Source organism: Paenibacillus bovis, from assembly GCF_001421015.2.
Lineage (GTDB): Bacteria > Bacillota > Bacilli > Paenibacillales > Paenibacillaceae > Saccharibacillus > Saccharibacillus bovis.
On sequence record NZ_CP013023.1, the window covers coordinates 1,238,388 to 1,264,094 of the forward strand.

At 48.6% G+C, this 25,707-nt stretch carries 21 protein-coding genes; 12 read left to right on the plus strand and 9 right to left on the minus strand.

The window, feature by feature from the left end; translation table 11 throughout:
• Nucleotides 1-119: 119 nt before the first annotated feature.
• Together AR543_RS05295 and AR543_RS05300 are read right to left on the minus strand one after the other, a co-directional pair.
• Complete coding sequence (locus tag AR543_RS05295; RefSeq protein ID WP_060532430.1) at nt 120-698, minus strand: hypothetical protein; 579 nt, start codon at nt 696-698, stop codon at nt 120-122.
• A 48-nt stretch (nt 699-746) separates the two neighbouring features.
• Nucleotides 747-1,397, minus strand: coding sequence for a hypothetical protein (locus tag AR543_RS05300; protein WP_060532432.1), 651 nt, complete (start codon nt 1,395-1,397; stop codon nt 747-749).
• 310 nt (nt 1,398-1,707) lie between these two features.
• On the opposite strand from AR543_RS05300, the gene AR543_RS05305 reads away from it, so the two are divergent.
• Nucleotides 1,708-3,144, plus strand: coding sequence for a dihydrolipoyl dehydrogenase family protein (locus AR543_RS05305; RefSeq protein WP_060532434.1), 1,437 nt, complete (start codon nt 1,708-1,710; stop codon nt 3,142-3,144).
• A 93-nt stretch (nt 3,145-3,237) separates the two neighbouring features.
• On the opposite strand, the gene AR543_RS05310 is transcribed toward AR543_RS05305, so the two are convergent.
• Nucleotides 3,238-6,987: a collagen binding domain-containing protein gene (locus AR543_RS05310; protein ID WP_060532436.1), complete on the minus strand. Its 3,750-nt coding sequence runs from the start codon at nt 6,985-6,987 to the stop codon at nt 3,238-3,240.
• 276 nt (nt 6,988-7,263) lie between these two features.
• Here AR543_RS05310 and AR543_RS05315 point away from each other — a divergent pair, with 276 nt between their 5' ends.
• On the plus strand, nt 7,264-8,289 hold the full coding sequence (locus AR543_RS05315) for an LLM class flavin-dependent oxidoreductase (protein WP_060532438.1): 1,026 nt from the start codon (nt 7,264-7,266) through the stop codon (nt 8,287-8,289).
• A gap of 91 nt (nt 8,290-8,380) precedes the next feature.
• Nucleotides 8,381-9,064: a hypothetical protein gene (locus AR543_RS05320; RefSeq protein ID WP_145953893.1), complete on the plus strand. Its 684-nt coding sequence runs from the start codon at nt 8,381-8,383 to the stop codon at nt 9,062-9,064.
• A 191-nt stretch (nt 9,065-9,255) separates the two neighbouring features.
• Here AR543_RS05320 and AR543_RS05325 read toward each other — a convergent pair whose 3' ends face one another.
• The 3 genes from AR543_RS05325 to AR543_RS05335 form a co-directional block, all read right to left on the minus strand.
• The gene (locus tag AR543_RS05325) at nt 9,256-9,858 is read right to left on the minus strand and encodes a nitroreductase family protein (protein ID WP_060532442.1); all 603 of its coding nucleotides are present in this window, start codon (nt 9,856-9,858) and stop codon (nt 9,256-9,258) included.
• 353 nt (nt 9,859-10,211) lie between these two features.
• Nucleotides 10,212-12,014: an oligoendopeptidase F gene (gene pepF, locus AR543_RS05330; RefSeq protein ID WP_060532444.1), complete on the minus strand. Its 1,803-nt coding sequence runs from the start codon at nt 12,012-12,014 to the stop codon at nt 10,212-10,214.
• A 231-nt stretch (nt 12,015-12,245) separates the two neighbouring features.
• Entirely contained in the window at nt 12,246-12,725 is a 480-nt protein-coding gene (locus tag AR543_RS05335; protein WP_060532447.1) for a GAF domain-containing protein, read from the minus strand.
• A 362-nt stretch (nt 12,726-13,087) separates the two neighbouring features.
• Here AR543_RS05335 and AR543_RS05340 point away from each other — a divergent pair, with 362 nt between their 5' ends.
• The 4 genes from AR543_RS05340 (at nt 13,088) to AR543_RS05355 (ending at nt 16,829) form a co-directional block, all read left to right on the plus strand.
• The gene (locus AR543_RS05340) at nt 13,088-13,420 is read left to right on the plus strand and encodes a hypothetical protein (protein ID WP_060532448.1); all 333 of its coding nucleotides are present in this window, start codon (nt 13,088-13,090) and stop codon (nt 13,418-13,420) included.
• Nucleotides 13,421-13,646: 226 nt separating this feature from the next.
• Nucleotides 13,647-14,402: an energy-coupling factor transporter transmembrane component T family protein gene (locus tag AR543_RS05345; protein ID WP_064505626.1), complete on the plus strand. Its 756-nt coding sequence runs from the start codon at nt 13,647-13,649 to the stop codon at nt 14,400-14,402.
• Between the two features lie 144 nt (nt 14,403-14,546).
• Nucleotides 14,547-15,149, plus strand: coding sequence for an ECF transporter S component (locus AR543_RS05350; RefSeq protein ID WP_060532452.1), 603 nt, complete (start codon nt 14,547-14,549; stop codon nt 15,147-15,149).
• On the plus strand, nt 15,150-16,829 hold the full coding sequence (locus AR543_RS05355; protein WP_060532455.1) for an ABC transporter ATP-binding protein: 1,680 nt from the start codon (nt 15,150-15,152) through the stop codon (nt 16,827-16,829).
• A gap of 148 nt (nt 16,830-16,977) precedes the next feature.
• Here the strand turns inward: AR543_RS05355 and AR543_RS05360 are convergent, their stop codons facing one another.
• Nucleotides 16,978-17,445 (minus strand): MarR family winged helix-turn-helix transcriptional regulator, encoded by a 468-nt coding sequence (locus tag AR543_RS05360; RefSeq protein ID WP_060532457.1) that lies wholly within the window; start codon nt 17,443-17,445, stop codon nt 16,978-16,980.
• Between the two features lie 703 nt (nt 17,446-18,148).
• On the opposite strand from AR543_RS05360, the gene AR543_RS05365 reads away from it, so the two are divergent.
• On the plus strand, nt 18,149-19,051 hold the full coding sequence (locus AR543_RS05365) for a glycerophosphodiester phosphodiesterase family protein (protein WP_060532459.1): 903 nt from the start codon (nt 18,149-18,151) through the stop codon (nt 19,049-19,051).
• Nucleotides 19,052-19,321: 270 nt separating this feature from the next.
• Here the strand turns inward: AR543_RS05365 and AR543_RS05370 are convergent, their stop codons facing one another.
• Together AR543_RS05370 and AR543_RS05375 are read right to left on the minus strand one after the other, a co-directional pair.
• Complete coding sequence (locus tag AR543_RS05370; RefSeq protein ID WP_064505559.1) at nt 19,322-19,954, minus strand: hypothetical protein; 633 nt, start codon at nt 19,952-19,954, stop codon at nt 19,322-19,324.
• Nucleotides 19,955-20,099: 145 nt separating this feature from the next.
• Nucleotides 20,100-21,371 carry a BaiN/RdsA family NAD(P)/FAD-dependent oxidoreductase gene (locus AR543_RS05375; RefSeq protein WP_060532464.1) on the minus strand — a complete coding sequence of 424 codons (1,272 nt, stop codon included), beginning with the start codon at nt 21,369-21,371 and terminating at the stop codon, nt 20,100-20,102.
• 285 nt (nt 21,372-21,656) lie between these two features.
• Between AR543_RS05375 and AR543_RS05380 the strand changes: the two genes are divergently transcribed.
• The 4 genes from AR543_RS05380 (at nt 21,657) to acpS (ending at nt 25,695) form a co-directional block, all read left to right on the plus strand.
• The gene (locus tag AR543_RS05380) at nt 21,657-23,375 is read left to right on the plus strand and encodes an ATP-binding protein (RefSeq protein WP_060532466.1); all 1,719 of its coding nucleotides are present in this window, start codon (nt 21,657-21,659) and stop codon (nt 23,373-23,375) included.
• 166 nt (nt 23,376-23,541) lie between these two features.
• Nucleotides 23,542-23,976, plus strand: coding sequence for a BrxA/BrxB family bacilliredoxin (locus AR543_RS05385; RefSeq protein WP_060532468.1), 435 nt, complete (start codon nt 23,542-23,544; stop codon nt 23,974-23,976).
• Between the two features lie 209 nt (nt 23,977-24,185).
• Nucleotides 24,186-24,992: an ammonia-dependent NAD(+) synthetase gene (nadE, locus tag AR543_RS05390; RefSeq protein ID WP_060532470.1), complete on the plus strand. Its 807-nt coding sequence runs from the start codon at nt 24,186-24,188 to the stop codon at nt 24,990-24,992.
• 301 nt (nt 24,993-25,293) lie between these two features.
• Complete coding sequence (acpS, locus tag AR543_RS05395; RefSeq protein WP_060532472.1) at nt 25,294-25,695, plus strand: holo-ACP synthase; 402 nt, start codon at nt 25,294-25,296, stop codon at nt 25,693-25,695.
• The last annotated feature ends 12 nt before the right edge of the window (nt 25,696-25,707 follow it).

Consider the following 25,707-nt stretch of genomic DNA (forward strand, 5'->3'; position numbering starts at 1 on the left):
TCCATCCTGACTTAGTATAAAGACAAAAGCCCGGATCATTCATTCCTTGACAGGAAGAGCATGATCCGGGCTTTTGATTGATAGAGTTGTGCTATCGTATTTCCATTCTGTTCTGTAGCTTATTTGAATTGTTCCTCATATTGATCTATATCGTTCCGATACTCTTTTAGCATGTTGATACCGGCATCGACTTTCAGGTTAGCCTGTTTGAGGGTAGCGGCATTGAGCTGGGGAGTGGAGACATATTTTTGGAACAACGTCAGCGCCTGCAGCTGCAGGGAAGTCGCCTTGATATATTTGCCATGAATTTTGGCAAGCTGCGGATCTTCCGGTTTGATTTGCTTGAGACCGATCACAAATTGAGTGTAGTTGGGCACGACGATATTGCTCATGGCTGCATACGCTTTTTTGCGATTCGAAGATGTCACATAACGATAGGAATTATAGGTTTTTACCGCTTTGTCTTCATAGGAATCAATCTTTTGGATCTGACGCAGATAATCCGGCAACGGATTGACTTCGGTTGCGAGCTGACTGTCATTATTTTCGCTCAGATCATTACTGGTAGTATCTGCTGCAGGCGCAGAACTGCTGGAAGCTGACTCGTCAGCAGCGTGGACAGCACGGGCAGAAAATAGACTGGTGCCTGTCAGCAGCAAAGAGAGAGTCAGCACAAATAGTGTTTTCCGATTTATCATTCTATTCGCTCCTTGGTCCATAGATAGGATAATGTAGGATACCGATCATTATTGCAGCGCGTCGAATTTGGTAATATATTTGTCGATTTCCGTGTTGAACTGATCGATCAATTTCCCGCCTGCTTGCAGCTTGAGTTTGGATTTTTTGAGGATTGCATCATCGAGCTTGGCACTGGATACATATTTTTTGTACAGTACAAATCCTTCCAGCTCCAGATAAGCGCCTTTTACATATTTGGCATGAATTTTGGCCAGTTCGCTATTTTGTGGTTTGATTAGTTTGATACCGGATACGAATTTGGTGTAGTTGGGTACGACTGTGTAGGTCATCAACTTGTATTCCTGTTTGCGGTTGGAGCTTTTTACGTATTCATTGATGTTGTAGGCATCCCATGCTTTGGTCTCATACGTGAATAGCGGGTCCATTTGATCGGAGTAATCGAGGAAACCGGAAGCTTCTTCGACCAGGGCTGGATCAGCGTCAGCCCAGCTGTCTTCATCTCCGTACGTATCGCTGTCCGCGCTCTCTTCAGCCGCAGCCGAGTTATCTGCCGCGCCATCTGCAGAGGTAGTGAGATCCATCGTATAGTTGCCGTCAGGTGCATCGTCTGTCGCTGCGTAAGTTACACTGGCAGGCAGTGCGGAAGAAGCGGTGACCAATGCTGCGAGCATCAAGGTCAGCAGTAGTTTGTTTTTCATGTAAGTTACCCCTCTATTATGTATTTATTAGATTATTTTTACAATTTAACACGTGAGGTCAATAAAAAGAAAGACTGAAAAGGTAAGAAATTCAAGATTATTACAGATCGCATCGAATATTTGCCAAATTGGTTGAATAGTCTCAGATGCCGTCAGAAAAGGCCGGGTAGCAGCCTATGACTGCCGAATCAGGTGTTGCGCAACCCTGCAAGATAGCTGGCACCGATTGCTGTCCTCATTTGTAGTTTAAAAGAATAGAAGAGTGACTGTAACCAGGTGACTTGAATTTATATAAATGAGGCGATAATCCATGGAACAGACTTTTGATCTGGTTGTAATCGGTACCGGCAGTGCAGGCGCAGCTACCGCCCAGGCATGCCGCGAACAAAACTGGGAAGTTGCGATTGTAGATTCACGCGAATATGGCGGCACCTGCGCACTGCGCGGATGCGATCCCAAAAAGGTACTGGTCGGAGCAGCCGAGCTGGTCGATCGTACCGAACGAATGATTGGCAAAGGACTACAGGACAGCGTCCGGATCAACTGGCCGGATTTAATGGCTTTCAAGCATACATTTACAGACTATATTCCGGGTGCCCATGAGAAAAAGCTCAAGGATGCAGGCATTCATACTTTTCATGGTCACGCCAAATTTGTCAGTGAAGACACGATAGATGTAGACGGTCATCGACTGACCGGCAAACATATTCTGATCGCTACGGGTGCCAAGCCTGCACCATTGTCGGTGGAAGGCGAGCAGTATCTGGCGAACAGCGACCATTTTCTGAATCTGGAACAGCTGCCGTCTCCGCTGGTATTCGTTGGTGGCGGATACATTTCTTTTGAATTTGCCCATATTGCTGCCCGCGCAGGTGCAGAGGTACATATTCTGCACAAGGATGAGCAGCCACTCAAAGGATTCGATCCGGAACTGGTGCAGGAACTGGTGCAGCGAAGCCGGGAGATCGGTATCCATATCCATCTGAATACATCGCTGCAGTCGATAGAACAGCTGGAAGGCGAGGTGGCAGCAGATTCGCAGCCATCCGGCGCAGAGCAGCTGACAAAAGGCACAGCGAATCAGGCACGTTATATGATCCGTGCCAATCAGCAGGATGGAGAGCAAGGGAATCAGGAGCTGCGTCTGGAATGCGGTCTGGTCGTCCATGGCGCCGGTAGAGTACCGAATATTATGGACATCCAGCTGGATCAGGGAAAAGTCGAATTCGGCAAAAAAGGGGTTCATGTTAACGAGTATATGCAGAGCGTCAGCAACCCCAGAGTATACGCTGCAGGAGATTGTACGGACTCGCCTGGGCTGCCGCTTACCCCGCTGGCCAGTCTGGAATCGCAGGTGGCTACCCACAATCTGCTCCATGGCAATACACGCAAGCCGGATTACCGGGCAATGCCGAGCATAGCCTTTACGATTCCCAAGCTGGGTGCTATCGGCATGACCGAAGAAGAAGCCCGCAAGCTGGGTGATCGGGTGACGATCAATACGTTTGATACATCAACCTGGTATACGTACAAGCGCACGAATGAACAAACGGCCATGGCCAAAATTATTATCGATACATCCAGTCGGCAAATTCTCGGAGCGCATCTGTTGAGTGGTGAGGCCGATGAGATGCTTAATTACTTTGCTATAGCGATTCGTCTTCATCTCACGATCGATCAGATGCGTGAAGTACTGTACGCTTATCCAACTCCGGCTTCCGATCTCAGTTATATGCTGAAAATCTAGAATGCTGCAAATGAAAAAGCACCTGTTGTCTGTATACGATGAGTTCTATTCATCGAACAAACAACAGGTGCTTTTATTTAAAAGAATATGCGTTTATTTGTTGGAGCCGCCGCGTCCTTCGGAACGTCGACGTGCCGATTGCATCTGGTGCAATACAACACCCATTACGAGCAGCGCTGCACCGGTCAGCCAGAATGGCATACGGCTTGATTCCCCTGTCTGTGGCAGCATTGGTTGCTGCTGCTGGGAAGGAGTACGCTCCGGCGGTGTTGTTCCTTTTGGCACAGGCTCTTCATTGACCGGGATATCCGGTTGTTGAGCAGGTGCTGGTGGAACGGTACCACTTGGTACAGGTTCATCCGGTACCGGAATTTCCGGTTCTGAAGGATTACCCGGTACCGGAGGCAGTGTCTCCGGCTGAACCGATGGATTAGACGGTGTTGGATCAACTGTACCCGATGGGGTGGGTTCATCTTCAACCGGAATCGTTGGTTCGTTTACAGGCGTACCTCCTGATGGATTGGTACCTCCCGGTGGAGTAGACGGTGTGCCAGGCTTGTCTTTATCTGGCTTGTTGTCTGTCGGCGTACCCGGAGTGCCTGGATTATCCGGTGTACCCGGGTTATCTGGACTACCTGGATTGTCAGGTGTTCCTGGCGTGCCCGGATTATCGGGAGTGCCTGGATTACCTGGATTACCAGGGTTGTCTGGTGTACCTGGATTATCCGGCGTACCCGGAGGTACGGTCGGTTGCTTGGTATTCGTCAAGGTCAGGAATACCGCATTGTTGGACTGCTTGATACTGGAATTAATCGTCACCGTGTGTACAGTGGAGTCCAGTATATAACCTGCAGGAGCACTTGTTTCCTGCAGCGTGTATTTGCCATACAGCAGGCGGGTGAACAAAGCGCGACCCTGCGGATCGGTAGTCAATTTGATAGCTGGTTTAGCTTTGGCAGCATCCTGCAATACAAAGGTTGCACCTTCCAGCGGTAGCGAAGGATCATCTTTGTCGACTTTGCTGACTACCAGATTGCCGACTACACCGGTTCCTGTACCGGAAGCCGAGGAAGTGCGGACAGTGATTTCCTTGCTTGTATCTACCGTACCGGTCGTAACACCGTCTCCGGCAAATTGTACCGTATTACCGATCTGCTCTCTGTCTTCTGCCGTAATCATGGACGAATACTCCAGAATCATGGCCGAGCGGATAGGCTTCAGGAAAGACAGTTCGAATTTCTCGGGACTGCCCGAAGTAATAGTTAACTTATAATCGGTACCCCGTACCAGTTTGGCTCCTTTGGCTAATCCACCGTTACTCGCCACACTCGCTGAGTACAAATTAAAGGAGTCGGTCAGCAAAATCTGATTAGGTGTCGGTTGATCGGTAATGCGAGCATTTTCTACATAGGATTGTCCACGGTTAATGTAGACAGTCCAATAGATTTTGTCGCCGTCCTGTGTACCGGTTTTGGATACATATTCTCCGCCTTTGGGGATACTGACAGATGCGGCCCATGGATAGACAGCCTCGTCACTGTGCAGCATCGCATTGTTGCGGATCGTCGGTTTTACGATATGATTCTCCACCGTTGTTTTAAAGGTAATCCAGTACGGTGAATTAATCGGCTTGTTGAATCGTACCTGCAGCTTGCCACCGTCTTCACCAGCAGCAGGCAGTACCACCTGATAATCGGACGGAGCTACCGTTTTGCCGCGGGTTACACTGTTCCATACACCGACCAGATTCATATGATTGACCTGCAGTGAACCTGGCACATACGATTGACCCGGCTCCAGCATGTCTTCGATATATGCATTGGTCAGCTGACGGCTGCTGTAATTGGCTTTGATATTCCAGGTAACCTGTTTGGTCGTTGCATTGTAGGAGCCGTCTTTGGAACCGTTATTGATTGTCATGCTATCCGGCCAGAAGCGTGCTTCTGCATCGTCTGTCCGTGTTTTTCCATTTTCAATCCAGGACAGCTGCGCCCGGTTCAAAAAGGAAGTATCGGTTTTGTTCGTTTTCCATTCGACATCGAACAGGGTGCGATACATAATCGTCAATGGAGCAGTAATATCTTCATTAAATGTAATTTTGAATCCGGATCGTCCATTCTCGCTGCTCACTGTATAGTCGGAAGCAGGGTATTCACTGCCATCCGCATTTAGGATTTGCAGGGAATCCGGCTGGAATTCCAGTCCGCCATTCGGGAAGGTATCATTGATGATCACATTGGACATTGCATAACCATCACGGTTAAGCGACAGCATCCAGGTTGCTTCCTTGCGTACATAGTTGGCATCCACCAGTGCTTTGGTAAAGACCACATTTTTGATGACCTGGGAGGCATTATCGCTGACTCCGCCTGAGGTTACCGTATTGCTTACTTTTTCATCATTATCTACACGATTGATCGGTTGAGTCTGATATTTGATCGTGTAAGGAGAATCAATCGCATACAGGAATTTCAGATCGAATCCGGTACGGCCATTTTTGACAGGCGCTTGTGTAATAGTATAGTCCTGACCTTCGCTCAATAGACTGTTGGTGTTCGTATTGTACACCTTGATCGAATTGGTCACCAGCTGCTGGCTGGCGTTAAACCGATCCTGCAGTGTCGCCTGATCCTGAGGAATCGAGCGGCTGCTCAGATTATAGCCGATCGACCAGGAGATTATACCGGTCTGTTCATCATAGCTTTCCACTTTTTTGGTCAGGAATTTCTGTTCGACAGAAACTTCCGCTTTGGCAGTCAGTGTACCTTTGTTACTGGCAAAAGATGCCGTATTGGTAAATTTGCTCTGTGTGTCAGTTGTAATATCCGTAACATACGTAATGCGATAGGCAGAGCGGATTACCGGGTCGAATGTCAGCTTGAAGCTGCTGCTGTCCGATTCCAGTTGATAGCCGGATGTCAGCTGTTGTCCGCGGGTTGTCGTTCCATCTACATTGACATTCAGCTCGTGTACCTGAATAGAGCTTGTATCCAAAGACATGCCTGCAGCGATAGGATCGGTAACTACAGCATTTTCGACTTTTTCCTTGGTCGTATTCACATCAATCGTCCACTGGATATGACTCTGATCCAGTGCTTGACCACGCTTGCTGATAGACGTTCCTTTATCCGGTTTGAAATACACCAGAATAAAGTTGGAGTCTCCATTCAACGGCACCGGAATCTGTACCTCGGTGCTGCCATGAATCACTTCCTGGCTGAATGCGGTGCGGAACTGCATCGTTCCGTGAATATTCGAGTATTGTTCAATCGTATCATTAAATGTCATCGTCACATGTCCACTGCGTGTAGCACTGAAGCTGCCTACAGTTCCATCTTCAAACTGCAGCGGGACATTATTGATATCATTGTATAACTGAAAAGCAGATGGCAGATCGAATTCAAAAGTAGATCCGCTGTGGAAAGAGCCATTATCCGGCAATGCCCACTCATAATTCAGATAGACCGGTGCATTCGGGTCAATCTGGGTGTCAGGGTTGACCTGACCATTAATTTCATTGAGGTTGGCATCCGTAAGGAATATCCGGGTAATAATGTTCTGATATGTATCAGTAGCCGGATCTTCGGGAGTTACAGGAGGCTGTGTATCCGTATTCCCGGGCGGCGTAGATGTACCTGGCGAGGTATCCGTACCTCCGCTGCCTGTCTGACCGTACGTATCGGACTGTACACTTGTAGGAGCAGAATCCGGTGCTGCCGCAGACACTGCTGTATCCGAAGCCGCGCCCATATCCGCAGCGGAAACCGAATGAAATCCAAACAAACCTGGCAGTAAAATGGTTAAAGTAAGAAATAACATACTTACTTTCTTAAATATGTTCATGAGTAGCTCCTTTATATATGAATTTAACAATAGATGACGGTATAAAGCCCCCCGCAGCACAGAAAGGGTGAATATTTCTCTGCTGGTTTTTTATGTAAAACGCATTTGATTCATTATACACGATTATATAGAATTAGTTGCTGATAATATTTTAGGAATCGTAAAAAATAATATCTGTATTTAGGAATCTATACGCCTATGTGAATGTAACGCATTATCCCTATAGCGAAACATGGTAAATAATGGACATTACTGTTGGAAAAGGAGGAATGACGCATGATTTCATTATCGATACTGGATTATTCTCCTGTAGACGAAGGGAGCAATGATCGGACAGCGCTGCAGCAAACCGCCGAATTGGCGCGCGCAGCCGATCGGCTGGGCTATCACCGATTCTGGGTGTCAGAGCATCATTATTTGCCGCCGCTTGCTGGCAGTAATCCCGAGCTGTTGATGATGCATCTGGCGGATCAGACCGACCGTATTCGCATCGGATCGGGCGGAGTCATGCTGCCGAATTATAGTGCCTACAAAATCGCAGAGAATTTTCGCATGTTGGAGGCTTTGCATCCGGGACGAATCGATCTTGGAGCCGGCAGAGCCGCCGGAGCCGGTCGGATCGGCAAACAGGCTCTCAATGAAGGACGTACCGAAGCTGTTTCCTACGAGCAGCAGTTGATCGATCTGATCCGTTATCTGAATGATGAGGAGCCGGCAGATCATCGCTTTCCCGGTCTCAAAGCAACACCGATCATCGACACGCAGCCGGAGCTGTGGATGCTGGGTACCGGACGCGGAGGAGCCGAGCTGGCAGCGGCACATGGAATCGGGCTGGCTTTTGCCCATTTTATTAATTCATCATCGATAGGGATCGCTGCGATGCAGCAGTATCGGGCCAATTTCCGGCCTTCGGCTTCCCTGCCGGCGCCGCGGGGCATAGTCGGTATTTTCGTGACGGTAGCGGATACCGAAGAGCAAGCGGAGCAGCTGGCACGAAGCTGGGATCACTGGCTGCTGATGTCGGAGAACAAGGGACAGCGTCGTTCTTCTTTTCCGGCTCCGGCAACGATTCAGTCTTATGACTATACGATAGGAGATCTGGAAGTTATAGCCCGCAATCGCCGCCGGATGATGGTAGGTACCGCCGACAGCGTACGCGAGGGTATCGAAGCGCTGGCTGCAGACTATGGAGCAGACGAAGTGCTCCTGCTGCCGTTGATGTACGGATTTGCGAACCGGATGCGCGCTATTGAGCAGTTGGCAGCAGCTTTTGGACTACCTCAGGCAGGGCAGCCCCTCTAAGTTAAGGTTTGGAACTACCCGGATTTGGGGTAAAGGAACATGTGAGTGTGTAAATTGATCCCGTAACGGAGATTACAGAGAGGGGCTTGTCATGATGATGAAGTCTTTAACAATGAGCGCAGCTGCTGCGCTTCTGCTATCCGGCGTAATAGCAGGTTGCAGCGATACACAGGAAAGTAAAAGCAATGATCCTACTTCTGCCGCACAGAGTGCCTCCGAGTCCAAACCGGATGATACCGGACAGGATAACTCGAATCCGCAGACAACGGAAACCGACTATCGCCAGTATTCTTCCGATCCCAACAAAAGTGATCCCAACTCGGACTATAATGTAGTGGGTAAGTATGTAGCGGAGAATGAAGATACGATGACGCTGGATGTTAACGGCAAACAGCTGATTATTCCGAAAAGCAACTCGTACGAGCCGGCATCTGCTCTGCCGCCATCTACCGACCTTCCCGGTCAGCAAATCAGTGTAACCCTGAGTGCACAGGATGGCAGTATTACAGTCGCACAGCCTGCTGACAAAGCAGACGATGCGGATAACTCCCAGCAGGATATTGTAGGTATGTATGTGTCCCAGACAGATACCCAGGTCGTGATCAAGCAGGGTGAAAAAGAAATGACCTATACCAAGTCGGCTCAATACGAAGCACAAAAAGATCCGGATAACGAGAAGCTGCAGGGTACAACCGTGCGCCTGGATCTGGACAAAGACGGTAATGTACTGCGTATTCGTACCCAGTATCAGGATGGCAGTACAGTAGGAGATTGATGCTGGCTGGATATAGAGTATGCACTGTAGACGCGGATAACGAACCGCATACAGGTACACCGTGCATATCATGCTCTATCCGATCATTTCCGATGAAGCATATCAGAAAAGCATACCAAAAAGGACCTGCCTCAGGAAAAGGCAGGTCCTTTTTAATTCTAATGATATTTGCAATACATTATATCAATAGATTATTTGAAAAATTTCACGCGTTCTTCAACCGGTTGGTATGTTTTCTCGCCTGCAGGAGCAGCTGGTTTACCGAAAGGCATTTGTGCAACCATTTGCCATTGAGCAGGAATGTTCCACGTGGATTTTACTTCTTCATCAATAACTGGATTGTAATGCTGCAGTGTAGCGCCCAGACCTTCTGCTTCCAGAGCTGTCCAGATAACCAGTTGAAGCATTCCGTTAGCCTGTTGTCCCCACAGTGGGAAGTTGTCACGATAAGCTTCGAATTGGTTTTGCAGATTGGCGATAATATCCATGTCTTCGAAGAACAGTACAGTTCCGTAGCCGTTTTTGAACATGTTCATTTTGTCGGCGGTTGCTTGGAATACTTCTTCGTTGTTAACAATACCGCGCAGTGTCTCGGTCGTAATATCCCACAGGCGATCATGCTGTTCGCCGAGCAGTACAACAACGCGTGCGCTTTGGGAGTTGAAGGAAGACGGTGTATATTTAACAGCTTCTTCAACGATTTGTTGGATTTTGCTGTCTTCGATAGGCGATTCTTTGCTGATCACGTAGATAGAGCGGCGGTTCTCAAGAGCTTTCATAAATTCAGTAGACATATTGGATAATCCTCCTTGGTTGTATGTAAATGTTTGTTACTTACTTTTTTAATGATACTACATATTCTTCATAAATCAACCCCTTTTTCGAAAAAAATCTTTACTTAGAGATAAAAAACGTTAAATATCTGTCTACCTATGGATAATAAAGGTTCAAAATGTAACAGAATCACCAGATATACATACAAAATACGAGATAACTAAAAAGCTGGTGCCTGCCTATCCATGACTGCATTGCTCGAAATGCAGTATGGATAGTTGAGGTCACCAGCTAGTGGATGTTTATTAAAATAAGCAAATGGTGTTTACTCCGGAGATGATTGGGCGCTACGATTCTCGGTGCTATTTACCAATTATTCGTACAGGGATTCCAGCTCGCTGATCAGGGAGCCGACATAATCAGCAGCGGTCGAAATAGGCTGTGGTCCGGACATATCGACGCCTGCCAGCTGCATCAGTTCCAGAGGTGGCAATGATCCGCCTGCTTTGAGTGCGGTGAGCCAGCGATCCACAGCAGGCTGACCTTCATCGCGAATTTGCTGCATAGCTGCTGTAGAAGCAGTGAGTCCGGCAGCATACGTATATGGATAGAGTCCCATGTAATAATGCGGCTGACGCATCCAGGTCAGGCGAGCACCTTCATCGATCTCGACCGTATCTCCCCAGAAGCCGGCCAGCACTTCGCCTTTGGTAGCAGACAGCCAGTCTGCCGTAATCGCCTGCCCATGCATAGCGGCATCGTATACCCGGCGCTGAAGCTCGGCTTCCAGCAAATGAGTGACAAAGTTATGATAATACGTGCTCAGCAGCTGCAGGATAACCCAGCGGCGCAGCTGCTTATCCTGCGAGCTTTTCATAAGATGATCGGCGAGCAGCAGTTCATTCATGGTGGATGGTGCTTCAATGTAGTAGAGCGACGGGCGATAATTGGACAGACGCTGATTACGGGCAGCCAGCGTCAGGTGTCCGGCATGTCCAAGCTCATGCGCCAGGGTAAAAGCATTGCGCATATTGTCTGCCCATGCCATCAGAATATAGGCATGTTCCCCGTAAATGGAAGAGCAGAAAGCACCGGTCGATTTGCCGACATTATCCGCATAGTCGATCCAGCGGGAAGAAAAGGCTTCTTCCATAATAGCCATATATTCCGTTCCCATGATCTGGAGCGCTTCCTTGACCGTATTTTCCGCTTCTGCAAAAGACACCGACGGGTTGTAGTCCGGGTCCAGCGGTGCTTTGAGATCGCAGAAAGTCATGCGGTCCAGTCCCAGTACGCGCTGTTTGAGCCGGGCGAGCCGCTGCATATGAGGGGCCAGTTCCCGAAGCAGTACATTATGAATATTATCGTACATATCGCGTGTCACCTGCTGGGGCTGGAGCAGCATATCGGTGACCGATTCATAGCCGCGCAGACGAGCCAGTACGATCTGCTTTTTGACTTCGGTGGCATAGGTCTCGGCTATCGTATTGCGATACTGGCTTAGCGTGCGGGTAAAGGATGCAAATGAACTGCGCCGCAGCTCGGTATCCGGCGATACCTCATAAGCATTCTCATACAGCCGGAACGAAACAGGCTGCACCTGACCCTGCTGATCGACAGCATCGTCAAACGTCATATCTGCCAGCTTGCTGCGCAGATAGATCCGATAAGGAGCGCCAGTCACTTCGCCCATAGCTGCCAGGGTTGCTTCCACATCGGGTGACAGACGATGCGGTCGTGTATCCAGCAGCAGATTCAGGCTGCGTTCATAGACGGCCAGTGCCGGATATCCGGCAACATATTGTGTAATCGTGCCTTCCGGCAGATCAAGAATCTCGGAGTCGATCCAGGTCAGCCGGGCGTAGACAGCGGACAGTACATCGCCGGAACGCGCGGCACGGGACATATTGGCTGGGTTGGTTCCGTCTTCGGACTGCTGAAGACTGGCATAGCTGCCTATTTTCATCGCTTTTTGTATCAGGGATTCCTGTTGATTCAGACATTCGTATAGCGTCTGCGCCGACTCACCCAGACGCCCTTGATAGGATTGAATGTTATCGGTAAGCTGCTGCAAGGCACGTAGGTCTTTTTCCCAGTCAGCTTCTGTTGCATAGAGATCACTTATATTCCAGGTTGAGGAGACAGGGACTTCAGATCGGGTCAATATTTTTGACATACGGTTTATTCCCTCCTGATATTATGTAAAATAAAATGCCATATCTTCATTATAGTTGATAAAAATACAAAATAAAATGTAAGCCAGATTTCTATCATCTGACAGCGGATTGGAGAAATGGAAACAAAAACTACATAACAGAAGCAATATAAACAGGATCCATGCTGTACAAAAATAGCCCGATTCATCGAATAATGAACAGGGCTGTCTGTAACGGACATGCTTATGCAATTAGAAAGACTGAACCAGAATCTCGGCAAACTCTTCCAGGAACTTTTGATCCTGCTCGTCAAAGCGGGATTTGAGCGGGCTGTCGATATCGATTACGCCGATCAGCTCGCCGTCTTTGACCAGTGGAACCACAATTTCGCTGTTGGAAGCAGCATCGCAGGCGATATGTCCCGGAAATTCATGCACATCCGCCACGAGCAGTGTACGGCGTTCGGCTGCGGATGTACCACACACCCCTTTGCCCAGCGGAATACGGATACAAGCTGGCAGACCCTGGAATGGGCCAAGCACCAATTCTTTGCCATCATACAGATAAAAGCCTGTCCAGTTAGTATCGGTCAGGAATTGCTTCAGCAGCGCAGAAGCATTGGACAGATTGGCAATACGATTGGGTTCGTCATGAATAAGACCTTTGAGCTGGCTGAGTGCCATACTGTACTGCTCTTCACGGGAACCGGAATACGCTATATTTTCAAACATGGGATTCACCTTTTCGATATAAAATTTACAGCCGGATCGACTGCAGACATGCTGGCTGCATCCGTACCAAATTATCGCAGAACAGCGCATAGGGATAGTATACCGCTCACAGGTGTTTTTGCAAATGAAGATACGATGTAATTGACTGCCGAGTAGTCGATTAAGCCTGTAAGGTAAAATTTGGAATAAAGCGCAGCGAACCTGTTTATTAGACAGGCAGCAAGGGTAAGTACAGCATGAATACCTTAAGGACAGAAAAGGCTCGATCTGCCGCGGCTATATCCCTGTTTGAACGAACTCTTAGCCAGGAATGGATACACGGCCTTCATACTTAACACATCACTGGAAGGAGAGAAGAGTATATGCACGCGGAGGTACAAAATCTTTTTATTCGAATTCATATGCTGCATCAGGCTACTCAGCATAAACTGACGATCAACGATATGCAGCCGATTCTGGAGAGTCACGGCTATCGTGTGGGGGATCGTGAAGTGAAGCAGGAGCTGGAACATCTCACTACCGAGAATATGCTGACTGCGAATGGTGAGGAATATATGATCACCGGCACAGGTATCGGAGAACTCAAAGAAATTCGCAAGCGCCTTTCGATGCTGTGCAGTGAAGTGGTCTCTCATCAGAGTGGTAACCTCCCGGAACGTACTCGCTCGGGACAGAAATCATCTGTTGTCGTCTAATCGCTGATCACCCGCGAGGCAGCTGTCTTCTTTCGCAAAAAGAGCGTATCCCGTAATGCATTTATGGGATACGCTTTTTTTGGTGAATTGCTGCTGACAGCGCCGGAAGACCAAACAGGGGATTGACGGGAATGTCGTTTTTCGTCAATATATGAATGTTCCGCCTGTTGGACAAAAGGATACAAGTGGCGGAAGCGGTATGGAAAGAAAGGATGGAGACAAACGCATGAGTTCAACAAAAAATAGACCGGAGTCTCGCCGGTTTCTCTACAGGATCGATCCGTTGACCAAAATGGTCATGCTGCTCTGTATCTCGGTACTGGCTGTCCATATTGAGCACGCACTGCCGCAGCTGCTGCTGTTTGCGGTAGTATGGATTGCAATAGCCATAGGTGCCGGTCAACTGGTGAGTGGACCGCTGCTCCGGCTACTGGCTGCGATAGGGATTCCTTATTTTGGCTTATCCATGCTATCGGTCAGACAAGGCGATATCTGGTGGCAATGGGGAGCGCTGCAGCTGACTTCCGGAGGACTGGAATATGGAGCGGTAATGACGCTGCGTATTTTTATCCTGTGTCTGACTTCGGTAGCGCTGTCGCTTACAACCGATTATCGTGAACTGGTCGGCGCCCTGGTGCTGAAATTAAAAGTGCCTTATCGCTTTGCTTACGGACTGGCTCTTGCGCTGACTTTTTTGCCGCTGCTGCGTGAGGAAGCCAGGCTGGCATTGGCGGCCCGTCGTCTGCGTAGTCAACGCAAAGCCCGGGGATGGGCAGCACTGCTGCAAACCAAAGACTATATGGGAGCGGTATTTACCGGTTCGATTCGCCGCATCCAGCATATTGCCGGCGCAATGGAAGCCAAAGGATTCGGAGCGTATCCAGATCGCACATTTTATCATCGATTTGTTCTACCGGTATCGGCATTATACTGGATGAGCGGAAGTGTGCTGATCACGATCATGCTGTATATAATCCTGTAAAAGCAGGAGCAGCGGACAATGCAGATTGTATGAGAATAAGCAGACCTTTTATTAAAGAATAAATAAAAAAATTGACTTATCATTATTGTTAACCTACATTAATAAATGTAGTTAACAATGTAGATTCGAGGAGCGAAGTGCAATATGAGTAATGTAATGAATCGCAGCGTAAATAAAACGCTGCAGTCGTTTACCACTATGGAGATTGTATTGATGGCACTGCTGGCTACGGCCAATGCGGTAATGACCATGTATCTGTCCGGAGTGAACCAGCTGCTCAGCAGTATCGGCGGCCCGATTATGACATCCAGTATTACCGGTCTGTATATGATCTACGGTCTGCTGGCTTATTATATTATCCGCAAACCAGGCACGGCTGTAATCACTTATGCACTGGGGGCGCTGGTACAGTGCTTTGTCGGTACTTCTTACGGAATCGCTTCGGCTCTCGCGGCAGCGTTCTGTTATATGGTTATTGCCGAATTGATCTTCGGACTGCTGCGCTACCGCCGCTGGTCCATGGGTGTAATGATGCTGGTCGGCGGAGCGATGGTACCAATATGGTTCCTTGTAGCTGTCCAGATGTTTGGTTATTCCAAATGGGGAATGACTGTACTGAGCATCGCCATGATCGTACGGATCGCCAGCGGCGTGATTCTATGCGGGATGCTGACAGTGATTTTTGGCAAAGCAATTGGCAAAACAGGACTACTGCGCCGATTCGCCGCCTTCTCCAGAGAACGCTAAATGTCTACAGAATGGATTCCGTTTGTCCAGCTGAGCGGAGTGTCGTACACCTATGAAGACAGTACTTCTCCCACATTGGAGCAGATCTCGCTGGAGGTTCAGTCTGGAGAATGGCTGATGATTATCGGCGGCAGCGGCAGTGGTAAATCAACGCTCTGCCGGGTGATGAATGGTCAGCTGCCGAGAATCGCCGGCGGACAGCGTGAAGGCAATGTGCGTATTGGTGATATCGACCCCGGGTTTGCCGAACCGGGTCTGCTGGCGAGCCGTATGGGATCGCTGGGTCAGGACCCGGATGCCGAGCTGGTCGTAGGCATGGTAGAAGACGAGATTGCTTTTGGGCCGGAGAATCTGCGCGTACCGGCAGAGGAAATCGGTCGCCGCATCGATCACTGGACAAAGGCGCTGAATCTGCAATCGATTCGCTATGAGTCGGTCCATCAGCTATCCGGTGGACAGCGTCAGCGTACCGCTCTGGCAGCAGTACTGTCACTACAGCCGCAGCTACTGATCCTGGATGAGCCTGCCGCGAGTCTGGACCCGGCGGGCAAACAGGATTTGCTGCGTATTATCGAAGACTGGCACCAATCGGGAGGGACGCTGATCACTGCATCTGCCCGCTGGGAGGAGACAGTCATGCTCTGCAGTCGGGTAGTTATTTTGTCCGAAGGACGTATCGTACTGCAAGGAACACCGGATGAACTGCTGCTGCATCATCGGAGCCTGTTGGAACAGCTGTATATTTTGCCGCCCCGTACAGGGCAGTCTGTTGCCAGCAAAGCAGTCATGTCTGCAGCAGGATATTCCCGTTACTCCGATACCGATCAGAATTTCCATGCAGATCATACCATGAAGGCAGATAAGGCTATTACCAGGACAACATCAAAAACAGAACAGCATCATCAGCATAGTGAGAAAGAGCATCATAATTACTATAGCGAGACAATGAGTATGGCTGTGCCTGCATCTGCGACTGTCGTGTCCAGGCAGCCTGTCGTAGAGGTACGCGATCTGACGTACAGCTATTCAGGTAGCGCAGCCTATCCGGCACTGGACGGGGTTCAATTTACTATACATGTGGGAGAGATCGTGCTGCTTTGCGGCGTCAACGGCTCCGGAAAAACGACATTGACCCGTCTACTGTCTGGTCTGCTGCAGCCTCCGGTACGAAGTATCTATCGTAATGGCCAGGATACCGGCAGACAGTCTATCTACGACCGGGCTGCGGATACCGGTTATGTATTTCAGCATCCCGATCATCAGTGGGTTGCTTCTACAGTGTGGGAAGAGTGCGTATATGGGATCCGGGCGAGTCTGAATCTGCGTTCACGGGATATTTTGCCCGAGTCCTACCGGAAGGAAGCGGAAGATATGCTGCGTTTTGCAGGGTTGTTGGAACGTCGTGAAGATTCCCCGTATAGCCTGGGCGGAGGACAGAAGCGTCTGCTCGCGGCAGTATGCCAGTTCCTGCTGCCCCGTCCATTGTATATCCTCGATGAACCGGGCTCGGCTGCCGATTATTTTACAATAGATCGGCTGCTGTATTTGTGCCGCAGAGCGGCTAGTCAGGGAGCAGCATTGCTCATCGTGACTCATGAACCGGAGCTGTTCGCAGGGTCTGGAGCCCGCATGCTCACCCTGGAGCAGGGGCGATTAGTGGAAGAAAAGTATTCCATATAGATGCCGGATAAATATTCCTGTTCCATTTCCGCAAGTCAAAATGCAAACAAGCTGCAAATCAAAAAGCCATTTCCGTTTCCCGGCCTGTTATACGGCTGTCGAAACAGAAATGGCTTTTTGGGGATAGCGAGAGGTACCGCGTGAATACTTACTTACGCGCAGCAGGAGACAAACGCTCCGCTTCCATGCCGAGTTTTTTGAGCAGGTAGATCAGTTGTTCCTTTTCCTGCGTATTCAATCCGCCCAGTGCATAGCTGAGACGATCTTCGTATTTGGGATAAATCTCATCCATCATATTACGTCCGCGATCTGTCAGCTCCGCATAGATCACACGGCGGTCTGTTGGACAAGGATGACGGCGCAGCAGTCCGCCGTGCTCCAATTTGTCGATCACATAGGTTACATTGCCACTCTGCAGCAGCAGCTTGGCCCCGATTTGCTGGATAGGCTGGGCGCCTTTGAAATATAGTACTTCCATAACGGAAAAGGCAGTAGAGTTGAAGCCTTCGATTTTGCTTCCGGCGACAGCATGTTCACTTAAACTTTTGAAGGCCTTGGCGAAAACACGGTATAGATGCATGGATTGTTCGGTATTGTTCATAGACATATTAATCATGATACAGTCACCCTTTCTGATGATAAGTTCTATAGAATCTATTGGTTAATGGGATAAAAGCGGAACGTTGATCTATTTTTATCTTATCTCCATTTAAAATAGAAGAATATGTGATTTGTCACAATGCCGGGCATTTTAAATATTAAATTTAAATCTTAAATTGCGTTTATGTAAGGATCAAAAGCAGGCATACAGGTATAAAAAAGAAATTGTGGATAACTATTTTTTTACAATTACGATATAAAAATAGCTGAAAATACATTGTGCGCAATCTGTGTACTTATTGTGGATAAGTGGATAAAATTTGGGGATAACCTTGTGTATAAATAAACAGACTGTTCTATACAGTCCTTTTTATGAATATTTCAGTTACAATATGCAATGTATTTGGCAAAAACGGCTATTTTCAGCCTTTTTCGTTTTGGTTTGTCTGCATAATTATATTTGCCTGTGTATAGAATGACAGGAATTTACTGAAATCTATCCTCAGGCTGTGTATAACATGTTGATAACCTGTGCCTAATCGGTTGATATCTAGTCCTAATTTGTGCATATACTGTTGGTAACTGTTCTCCAGCTTTTACATAGAGATTGCAAAAATGCCTATTCCCGTTAACGCTGAAGCGGTAAAGTAATAGAAAGTCATTTGCCAACAATTACCTGCAAGGATATGAGTAAATACATGAATCGGAGATTGAATGCGATGAGAGATGATTCCGTGACGATCTGGCGTGAGGAATACAGGCCTGTGATTGAAGAGATAATGTCCAGCTTTCTCGACAGCCGTGGACGGATGATGGTCGCTGCACATCGCGGCAACTGGAAGCAGGCGCCGGAGAACTCGCTGGCGGCGATTCAGTACTCGATTGTCGCCGGGGCCGATATGATTGAGATTGATGTGCATCGAACAAGTGATGGAGCTCTGGTACTGATGCACGACGAGACCGTAGACCGGATGACTGACGGTACAGGACGAATTGCCGATATGACGCTAGCCGAGCTGCGAAGTCTTCGTTTGCGCCAGTATCAGGGCGGCGTCTGCCAGCCGCTCACCAATTATACAATCCCTACTCTGGAAGAAGCGCTGATCCTGATTCGCGGCAAAGCGATGCTTAATCTGGATAAATGCTGGGAGTTTCGCGAAGAAGTCTATGCAGCACTGCTGCGTACCGATACGGTGGATCATGCCCTGTTCAAAAGCAGCGCCTCTCCGGAAGAGGTGCGATATTTTTTGCAGGATAAAATAAAACCGCCGCTATATATGCATATTCTCGATTCATCCAACGAACCGCTAGTACACCGTCTGGAGCAGCTGTTTGAACAGGTACGTCCGCAGGCGGTGGAGATCTGCTTTGATACAGAAGACAGCGCTCTGATCCATCCGATGGTACTGCAGACCATTATCGATCAGGATTGCCGGCTGTGGGTGAATACGATGTGGGATTCACTATGTGGAGGGCATACCGATGGAGCGTCACTGATCGATCCCAAGCAAGGCTGGCAGTGGCACCAGCAGCGGGGATTCAATATGATCCAGACCGATTATACCGAAGCGCTGATCCGTTATCTGAATGAACAGCATGGAGCGTATGGGTGGCTGGGATAGCATGCTGCTGACTAGGTAAAATGCTGACTAGGTAAGATTCCGAAATGCAGCGGGAACACAGCAGATTTCTTGCCTGAAAAAGGTAGGATGACCAGCCATTATACAGCCAATAGCAAAAGCCCTTTGCCTATCCTATGCAAAGGGCTTTGTGATGAACCATAAACGGATACTTCACTTTATCATTCAGGCAGAATTCAGCCTGTTCTCCTTGCCTGATCGTGGGAAGTAAAACAGCCGGTATTTATACCGGATTCGCGTATTGCCGATGAACTAATCAGCTGTCGCCGGATAATCAATTTCTTCGATATCTTCTTCCAGATCGCCGAATTCCAGTTCTGGATTCAGCTGTGCTATCAGAGCAGATGTCAGCGGCTCTCCGGCAAAAATCCGGTGTACCGCTTCCGGATGAACTTCGGTCTCGGTATAATCGGCTGCCCACTCACGATAATACGATGCTCCGCTCCATAATGCCTGCAGCAGCGAACACTCCTGCTCGGTATAAGGTCGATCAGACAACCAGCGATTCTCACTATACAGGTACCAGAGACAGAACGTCGTCTGTTCACCCATAAATGCCGGTTCCTGCAAAAAATCAGCAACAGCAGCGGGCAGGGGATCTATAGATTGGGCTTTTGACAACATGAGACCCGAAGCAGCTTGTTCGGCGTCATATCCTTTGATCATCAGTCCGTCACGGGTGAACAGCGCAAAATAATGACTGCCTTCCCCGTCACGCATAGATGCCATTTCTTCACCTTCTGCCCATACCGAATTAAAGGAGTAATAGCGATACTCCCATTCCGGTATCAAAATGGCATCCAGCATGGCGATCGACCTGAATATACGACGACATTCTTCTATAGAAGGAAGATGGTTTATCCAGGGAGTCTGAGGCTCGTTCATAAGAATGCTTACCTGCCTTTCGCTTGCCAGATAATCAAATTCCGATTGGTGGTGTGTATAAGGATAGGGCAGCCGGTACAGGAGTCATAGAGGAGTTATACAGGCATCCACTGATCAATTACCGTACCGTCTGCACATGAAAAGATTATCCCTGATATTGCAGCGATGCAGCCGCACTTTGACCGGCTGTATGCCCGGTTGTAAAAGCGGCGGTAATATTGTAGCCGCCGGTATAACCGTGAATATCCATAACTTCTCCACAGAAATACAGCCCCTGCGTCATTTTGGATTCCATCGTCTGCGGATTGATTTCCTTGAGATTCACCCCGCCGCCAGTAACAAAGGCTTCTTTGAGCGACAGTGTACCATTCGCTGCAATCGGGAACTGCTTGATCAGGCGAGCCATGTCCATCCATTGCTGTCTCGGAATGTTATGGTAGGTCAGATCCTCCGGCAGATTCGCACGCTGCAGAATGAGCGGAATCATACGCTCGGGAATATAGCCTTTGAGTACATTTTTGATCGCCTTTTTGGATTCCTGTTCGGCGATTTGCAGGGTTTCACGGTAAATATCATCCGCTGTTTTGTCCGGGAAAATATCCAGGGTAATCGGTACAGAGGTCACCGGAAATTTTTTGAGTGCTTTGACGACATACTGGCTGCATCGCAGAGCCGCCGGACCGGAAATGCCAAAGTGGGTAAATAGCATATCGCCATCATGGGTGACCAGCTTTTTTCCTTTGGGATTCCATACGGTCAGGCTGATATCGCGGAGGGACAACCCCTGCAGTTCCTTGCTCTGGATAAAGGATTCCGGTGAGGTGATCGGCACTTCAGTCGGATACAGCTCGGTAATCGTATGTCCGGCCTTTTCCGCCCAGGGATAGCCGTCTCCTTCAGAGCCGGTCTGAGGTACCGATTTGCCGCCTACAGCAACAATGACGGCATGGCTGCGGATAACCTCGCCCGAACGCAGACGCACGCCGTATACTTTACCATCCTCGTACAGTACTTCCGCCACCGGGCTGTTCACCCGGATATCCACGCCCTGGGCGCGTACACGGTTCACCAGCGCATCCACGACCGTTTTGGCTTTATCGGTAACCGGGAACATGCGTCCATTGTCTTCTTCCTTCAAAGCAATACCCATATCTTCGAAGAAACGCATAATATCCATATTGCTGAATTTGGCAAGTGCGCTGTGCAGAAAACGCCCGTTGCCGGGAATATATTTGATCAGTTCGTCGATTTCTTTGGCATTGGTTACATTGCAGCGACCGCCGCCGGAAATCCCGAGTTTGCGGCCCAATTTGTTGCCTTTATCCACCAGCAGTACGCTGGCACCGTCTTCGCTGGCAGCTACACTGGCCATCAGACCTGCGGAGCCGCCGCCTATTACAATAATATCGTATTTCAAATCGTATCTTTCCTTTTTATCTAATGTTAGTACTCACTACTTTAATATACCATTAATCCATATTGAAAAACGGCCAATCTTCAAGGTTTTCGGCAGTTTCGGCATCTCATTGCACAGGAAAAGGCCGAAGCGCAGCGATTCTGTTTATAATTGGTATTATTAGGGGTATTGTATAAGTGGTTTGAAAATGCTGGGTCAACATACTATATATTGTAATGTTTGGCTTGCTATGCTTTAATCGAATTACGACAGAGAGAGAGGGAGGGGCACATCATTATTATTGCAGTGAAGGAAATCCTGCTGCAAATGCTGGCTGTAGGATCTGCCGTGTTTTTGTTCTCGAACATCGTGGAACGCAGCGGCGATGATTCCCTGCACAGTGTACGATTGACCTGGCGGGGATATTCCCCGATTCTTGTGCTCTCGTCTGCGTTCAGCATTGTGATTTGCTGGATACTCTCTATTTATAGTGCAATTACGCTTGAGATTCAGATGAGTCTGGTAGCTATGGTCATTGGAGTGCTCTACATAGGAGCTGCGCGGGGGGTTCTGCTGCTGGTCCTGGAGACTATAATGTATCTGATGCTCGGTTCGGGCAGTGGGGTCGTCGACTTTCTCGTGCATAGCGGCGTATTGTTATACCCGGCTGCTGCATTATGCTCATCCATGTTTCTTCAATCTTCCCTTCGCAAAAAAAGGCTTATTACCGGACTGCTTATTCTGTTAAGCGCTATCCTGACGATGCTAGCTGCCGGCTTGCGTATGCGGCTGCACAATCTCGATACCGCTACCTGGTGGGTTATTTTGTTTATTGTCGGAGCTGCGATTGTCGCAGGCAGTTATTCCATTCAGGCGATAGAACGTATCATGGAACGCAAACAGCTGAATCAGCAAATGCTGAATCTATCCAATCGTGTCATCACGGAAGCGGAAAAGCTGCGCCAGATTATGAATGTAGCGCCCATGATGATTACATCTATCGATGCGGATGGACAGATTACGGCTATTAATGAAAATGCTCTGCAGATCCTGCGACGATCTATACCGGATATTACGCGTGAGACAGCGCTTAATATCAATCTGCTGCGCCTGGATAGCGACAAGGTCACTTCCGGATTGCAGCGTACGATAGAGATTATTCGCCGTCTGCCGGAGGAACAGCATATTCATAGTGAATTGATGCGTCTGGATTACGGTACTTTTTATATTAGTATAGCGCCGATTCACCAGCTGCCGGATCATCGTCTGACCGGTACGGTAATTATTGCTCAGGATATTACAGAAGTAGAACGATTGCGCAATGAACTGAGTCATGTCGAACAGCTCAGTCTGGTCGGCAAAATGGCTGCCAGTATTACGCATGAGATTCGCAATCCGATGGCGGTCGTCCGCGGCTTCCTTCAACTGATGCGCGAGAAAAGTCCGTCTTCGCTTGATCATTATTATCTGATTGTAATGGACGAACTGGATCGTGCGAACAGCATTATCAATGACTTTCTTTCTCTGGCCCAGAATCGTATTGTGGAAAAGCAGCTCTATAATCTGCATTCTATTATAGAGGAGCTGCTGCCGCTGCTGTGGGCCGATGCCAATCTGCGTGGACAGTCAATTACCTTTATTCCCGGTCAGAATGTGCCGCGGCTGGATCTGAACTCCAAAGAGATCAAGCAGCTGATTCTTAATCTGGCGCGCAACGGCATGGAAGCGATGGAGGACAAGGGCGAGCTGATTATCGAGACAGAAGCTACAGCCAGCGAGGTCATTATGCGTATCCGCGATACTGGACCCGGTATTCCGCAGGAAAAGCTGGACAAGTTGTTTGAGCCTTTTTATACAACCAAATCCAAAGGTACGGGACTGGGATTGTCGTTGTGTCTCAGTATTGTGGAGCGCCACCAGGGACGTATCGTGGTTGATTCGGTAGAGGGGGAAGGAACGACTTTTTCCGTTATTTTCTCCCATTCCTTTGGATCAAAAGAGGCAGAATCGGAAGAGCCGGTCTGATGAATAGAGCTATGCGTAGATAAAACCGGGGACAACGTCTGCGAAGTGTGGATTTTGACTGTATATTCCGGAAAATTTCGCAGGAATCCCATCCTGTTCATTGGTATTATCGGGCAACCTGTGTATAATATAAGTTAATGCTTATTAAAAGTAAGGAGTGAATAAGATGTCCATGTCATTTGATCAATATATGAGAGATATGGTTCAGCCGATGCGTGACGAGCTGACCAGCATCGGAATTACCGAGCTGCGCACACCTGAAGAAGTAGAAGCGAGCCTGGATAATGCTTCCGGTACATCACTGGTTGTTATCAACTCTGTCTGCGGATGCGCAGCCGGACAATGTCGCCCGGGTGTTGCCCATGCCCTGCAGGGCAGTGTGAAGCCGGATCATCTGTATACGGTATTCGCTGGCCAGGACAAAGAAGCCACTGCCAAAGCGCGTGAGTACTTTGCTCCATACCCACCATCTTCCCCGTCGATCGCACTGCTCAAAGACGGCGAGCTGGTTCATTTTATCGAGCGTCATCATATCGAAAACCATTCGGCTGAAGATATTGCAGCAGCACTGAACGAAGCTTTCGAGAAGTACTGCCAGTAATCATCAGCTTTCCTTTATGAACATCCTGCACCTGTCACCTTATGTGATGGTTGCAGGATGTTTGTGTTTTGGGTATATATAAATAGAATGAATGCTGTGCTGGTAATATCACCAGGTGATGCCCTGTTGCAGTGGTTATCATTGCCATGCAGACAGGATCGGCACAGTCGCAGGACAGATCAGAATAGTCGAAGGAGTGGATAACGAATATGAGTATGCAGCAGCAAATTATTGATGACCTGAAAGTACAGCCTACAATCGAGCCGGATGCGGAGATTCGCAAACGTGTGGATTTCCTCAAGTCCTACATTGAGAAATCCGGTTCCAACGGACTTCTGATTGCTATCAGCGGCGGGATCGACAGCGCCGTCGCTGCCGGACTATGCAAGCGCGCGACAGACGAGCTCAGTGAATCCACTGGCAAGGAATACAAAACGGTTGGTGTGTTTCAGCCATACGGTTCCCAGGTGGATATTCATGACAGCTACGCGACTGCCGAAGCTTTTGACCTGAAGTACAAAGTCGAAACCAATGTACAAAAAGGCGTGGACGCGATCGAAGAGATCGTGAACAGCGTAATGCCTCAACTGGAGCAGGAAGCGATCACTCCGCAGGCCAAAGGCAACATCAAAGCAAGAACACGCATGGTCGTCCAGTACGGTATCGCCAATGCGCTGAATCTGCTGGTAGTAGGTACAGATCACGCTTCCGAAGCGATCACGGGTTTCTTTACCAAATACGGTGATGGTGCAGTCGATATTACGCCACTGAGCAGCCTGAACAAGCGTCAGGTTCGTGAGCTGGCTTCCCATCTGGGTGTCCCTCAGTCTATTCTGGACAAAGCTCCTACAGCCGGTCTGTGGGAAAATCAGACGGACGAGACCGAACTGGGTATCAGCTATGCCGATAACAGTGACTATCTGGAAGGCAAAACGATTGCGCCTGCAGTAGCGGAAAAACTGGAGTCGTATTACAAGCGTACAGCGCACAAACGCGATCCGATCCCGGGTATCTAATATCCTGTTTCGAAACCCAGCAGTAAAGCAACAAGTCAGTTGCTGGGCGCAAATTCGATTGTGCCATGAATAACCTAAACAATCGCAAGCTACAAAGGGACAGCCTTATCCATAAAGGAAAGGCTGTCCTTTTTATGAGCAAAAGCCTGCTGTTGTTGAGGTTGGCTATAGAGGATACAGGCACGAAAAAGGGACTTGTACGAGAAGGATAAAGATAAAATGAATACATCCGGCATTGGAGATTTATCCGGCAACCTCTGTTACAATAAAGAAATCCAATCATGCAGGAGGTAGAGCAACCTTGATCTATGGAGTAGGGCATGATGTACTTGAGATCAAACGGCTGGCTATTCTGATCAGCGGTCCACAGGGAGAAAAGTTCATGAATCGTGTACTGACCGAGCAGGAACTCGCTATCTCCAGAACCAAAGGCGCCAAGTTAAACGAATTCGTCGCTGGCCGGTTCGCTGCCAAGGAAGCGATCACCAAAGCTTTTGGCTGCGGAATAGGCCGGACAATTAATTTTACCGATATGGAAATACTGCCGGATGCCCTTGGCAAACCGGTCGTCCAGCTGTCCCATGCCGCCTGGGACAGGCTTGATCTGGAAGGTGGGGCGGCAGCCTATCAAGTACATTTGAGCATTTCACATCAGACAGAGATTGCTTCGGCATTCGCTGTTGTAGAGAGAATACAGGCTTAACAAGGGAGAATC

Bases quoted from the DNA above. Each gene is read 5' to 3' on its own strand.
- AR543_RS05345 (WP_064505626.1), top strand. From the start codon at position 13,647: ATGAGTTCAACAAAAAATAGACCGGAGTCTCGCCGGTTTCTCTACAGG.
- AR543_RS05350 (WP_060532452.1), top strand. From the start codon at position 14,547: ATGAGTAATGTAATGAATCGCAGCGTAAATAAAACGCTGCAGTCGTTT.
- AR543_RS05340 (WP_060532448.1), top strand. From the start codon at position 13,088: ATGCACGCGGAGGTACAAAATCTTTTTATTCGAATTCATATGCTGCAT.
- AR543_RS05370 (WP_064505559.1), bottom strand. From the start codon at position 19,954: ATGAACGAGCCTCAGACTCCCTGGATAAACCATCTTCCTTCTATAGAA.
- AR543_RS05320 (WP_145953893.1), top strand. From the start codon at position 8,381: ATGATGATGAAGTCTTTAACAATGAGCGCAGCTGCTGCGCTTCTGCTA.
- AR543_RS05310 (WP_060532436.1), bottom strand. From the start codon at position 6,987: ATGAACATATTTAAGAAAGTAAGTATGTTATTTCTTACTTTAACCATT.
- AR543_RS05385 (WP_060532468.1), top strand. From the start codon at position 23,542: ATGTCCATGTCATTTGATCAATATATGAGAGATATGGTTCAGCCGATG.
- AR543_RS05360 (WP_060532457.1), bottom strand. From the start codon at position 17,445: ATGATTAATATGTCTATGAACAATACCGAACAATCCATGCATCTATAC.
- AR543_RS05295 (WP_060532430.1), bottom strand. From the start codon at position 698: ATGATAAATCGGAAAACACTATTTGTGCTGACTCTCTCTTTGCTGCTG.
- pepF (WP_060532444.1), bottom strand. From the start codon at position 12,014: ATGTCAAAAATATTGACCCGATCTGAAGTCCCTGTCTCCTCAACCTGG.
- nadE (WP_060532470.1), top strand. From the start codon at position 24,186: ATGAGTATGCAGCAGCAAATTATTGATGACCTGAAAGTACAGCCTACA.
- AR543_RS05365 (WP_060532459.1), top strand. From the start codon at position 18,149: ATGAGAGATGATTCCGTGACGATCTGGCGTGAGGAATACAGGCCTGTG.
- AR543_RS05300 (WP_060532432.1), bottom strand. From the start codon at position 1,397: ATGAAAAACAAACTACTGCTGACCTTGATGCTCGCAGCATTGGTCACC.
- AR543_RS05325 (WP_060532442.1), bottom strand. From the start codon at position 9,858: ATGTCTACTGAATTTATGAAAGCTCTTGAGAACCGCCGCTCTATCTAC.
- AR543_RS05315 (WP_060532438.1), top strand. From the start codon at position 7,264: ATGATTTCATTATCGATACTGGATTATTCTCCTGTAGACGAAGGGAGC.
- AR543_RS05355 (WP_060532455.1), top strand. From the start codon at position 15,150: ATGTCTACAGAATGGATTCCGTTTGTCCAGCTGAGCGGAGTGTCGTAC.
- AR543_RS05335 (WP_060532447.1), bottom strand. From the start codon at position 12,725: ATGTTTGAAAATATAGCGTATTCCGGTTCCCGTGAAGAGCAGTACAGT.
- AR543_RS05305 (WP_060532434.1), top strand. From the start codon at position 1,708: ATGGAACAGACTTTTGATCTGGTTGTAATCGGTACCGGCAGTGCAGGC.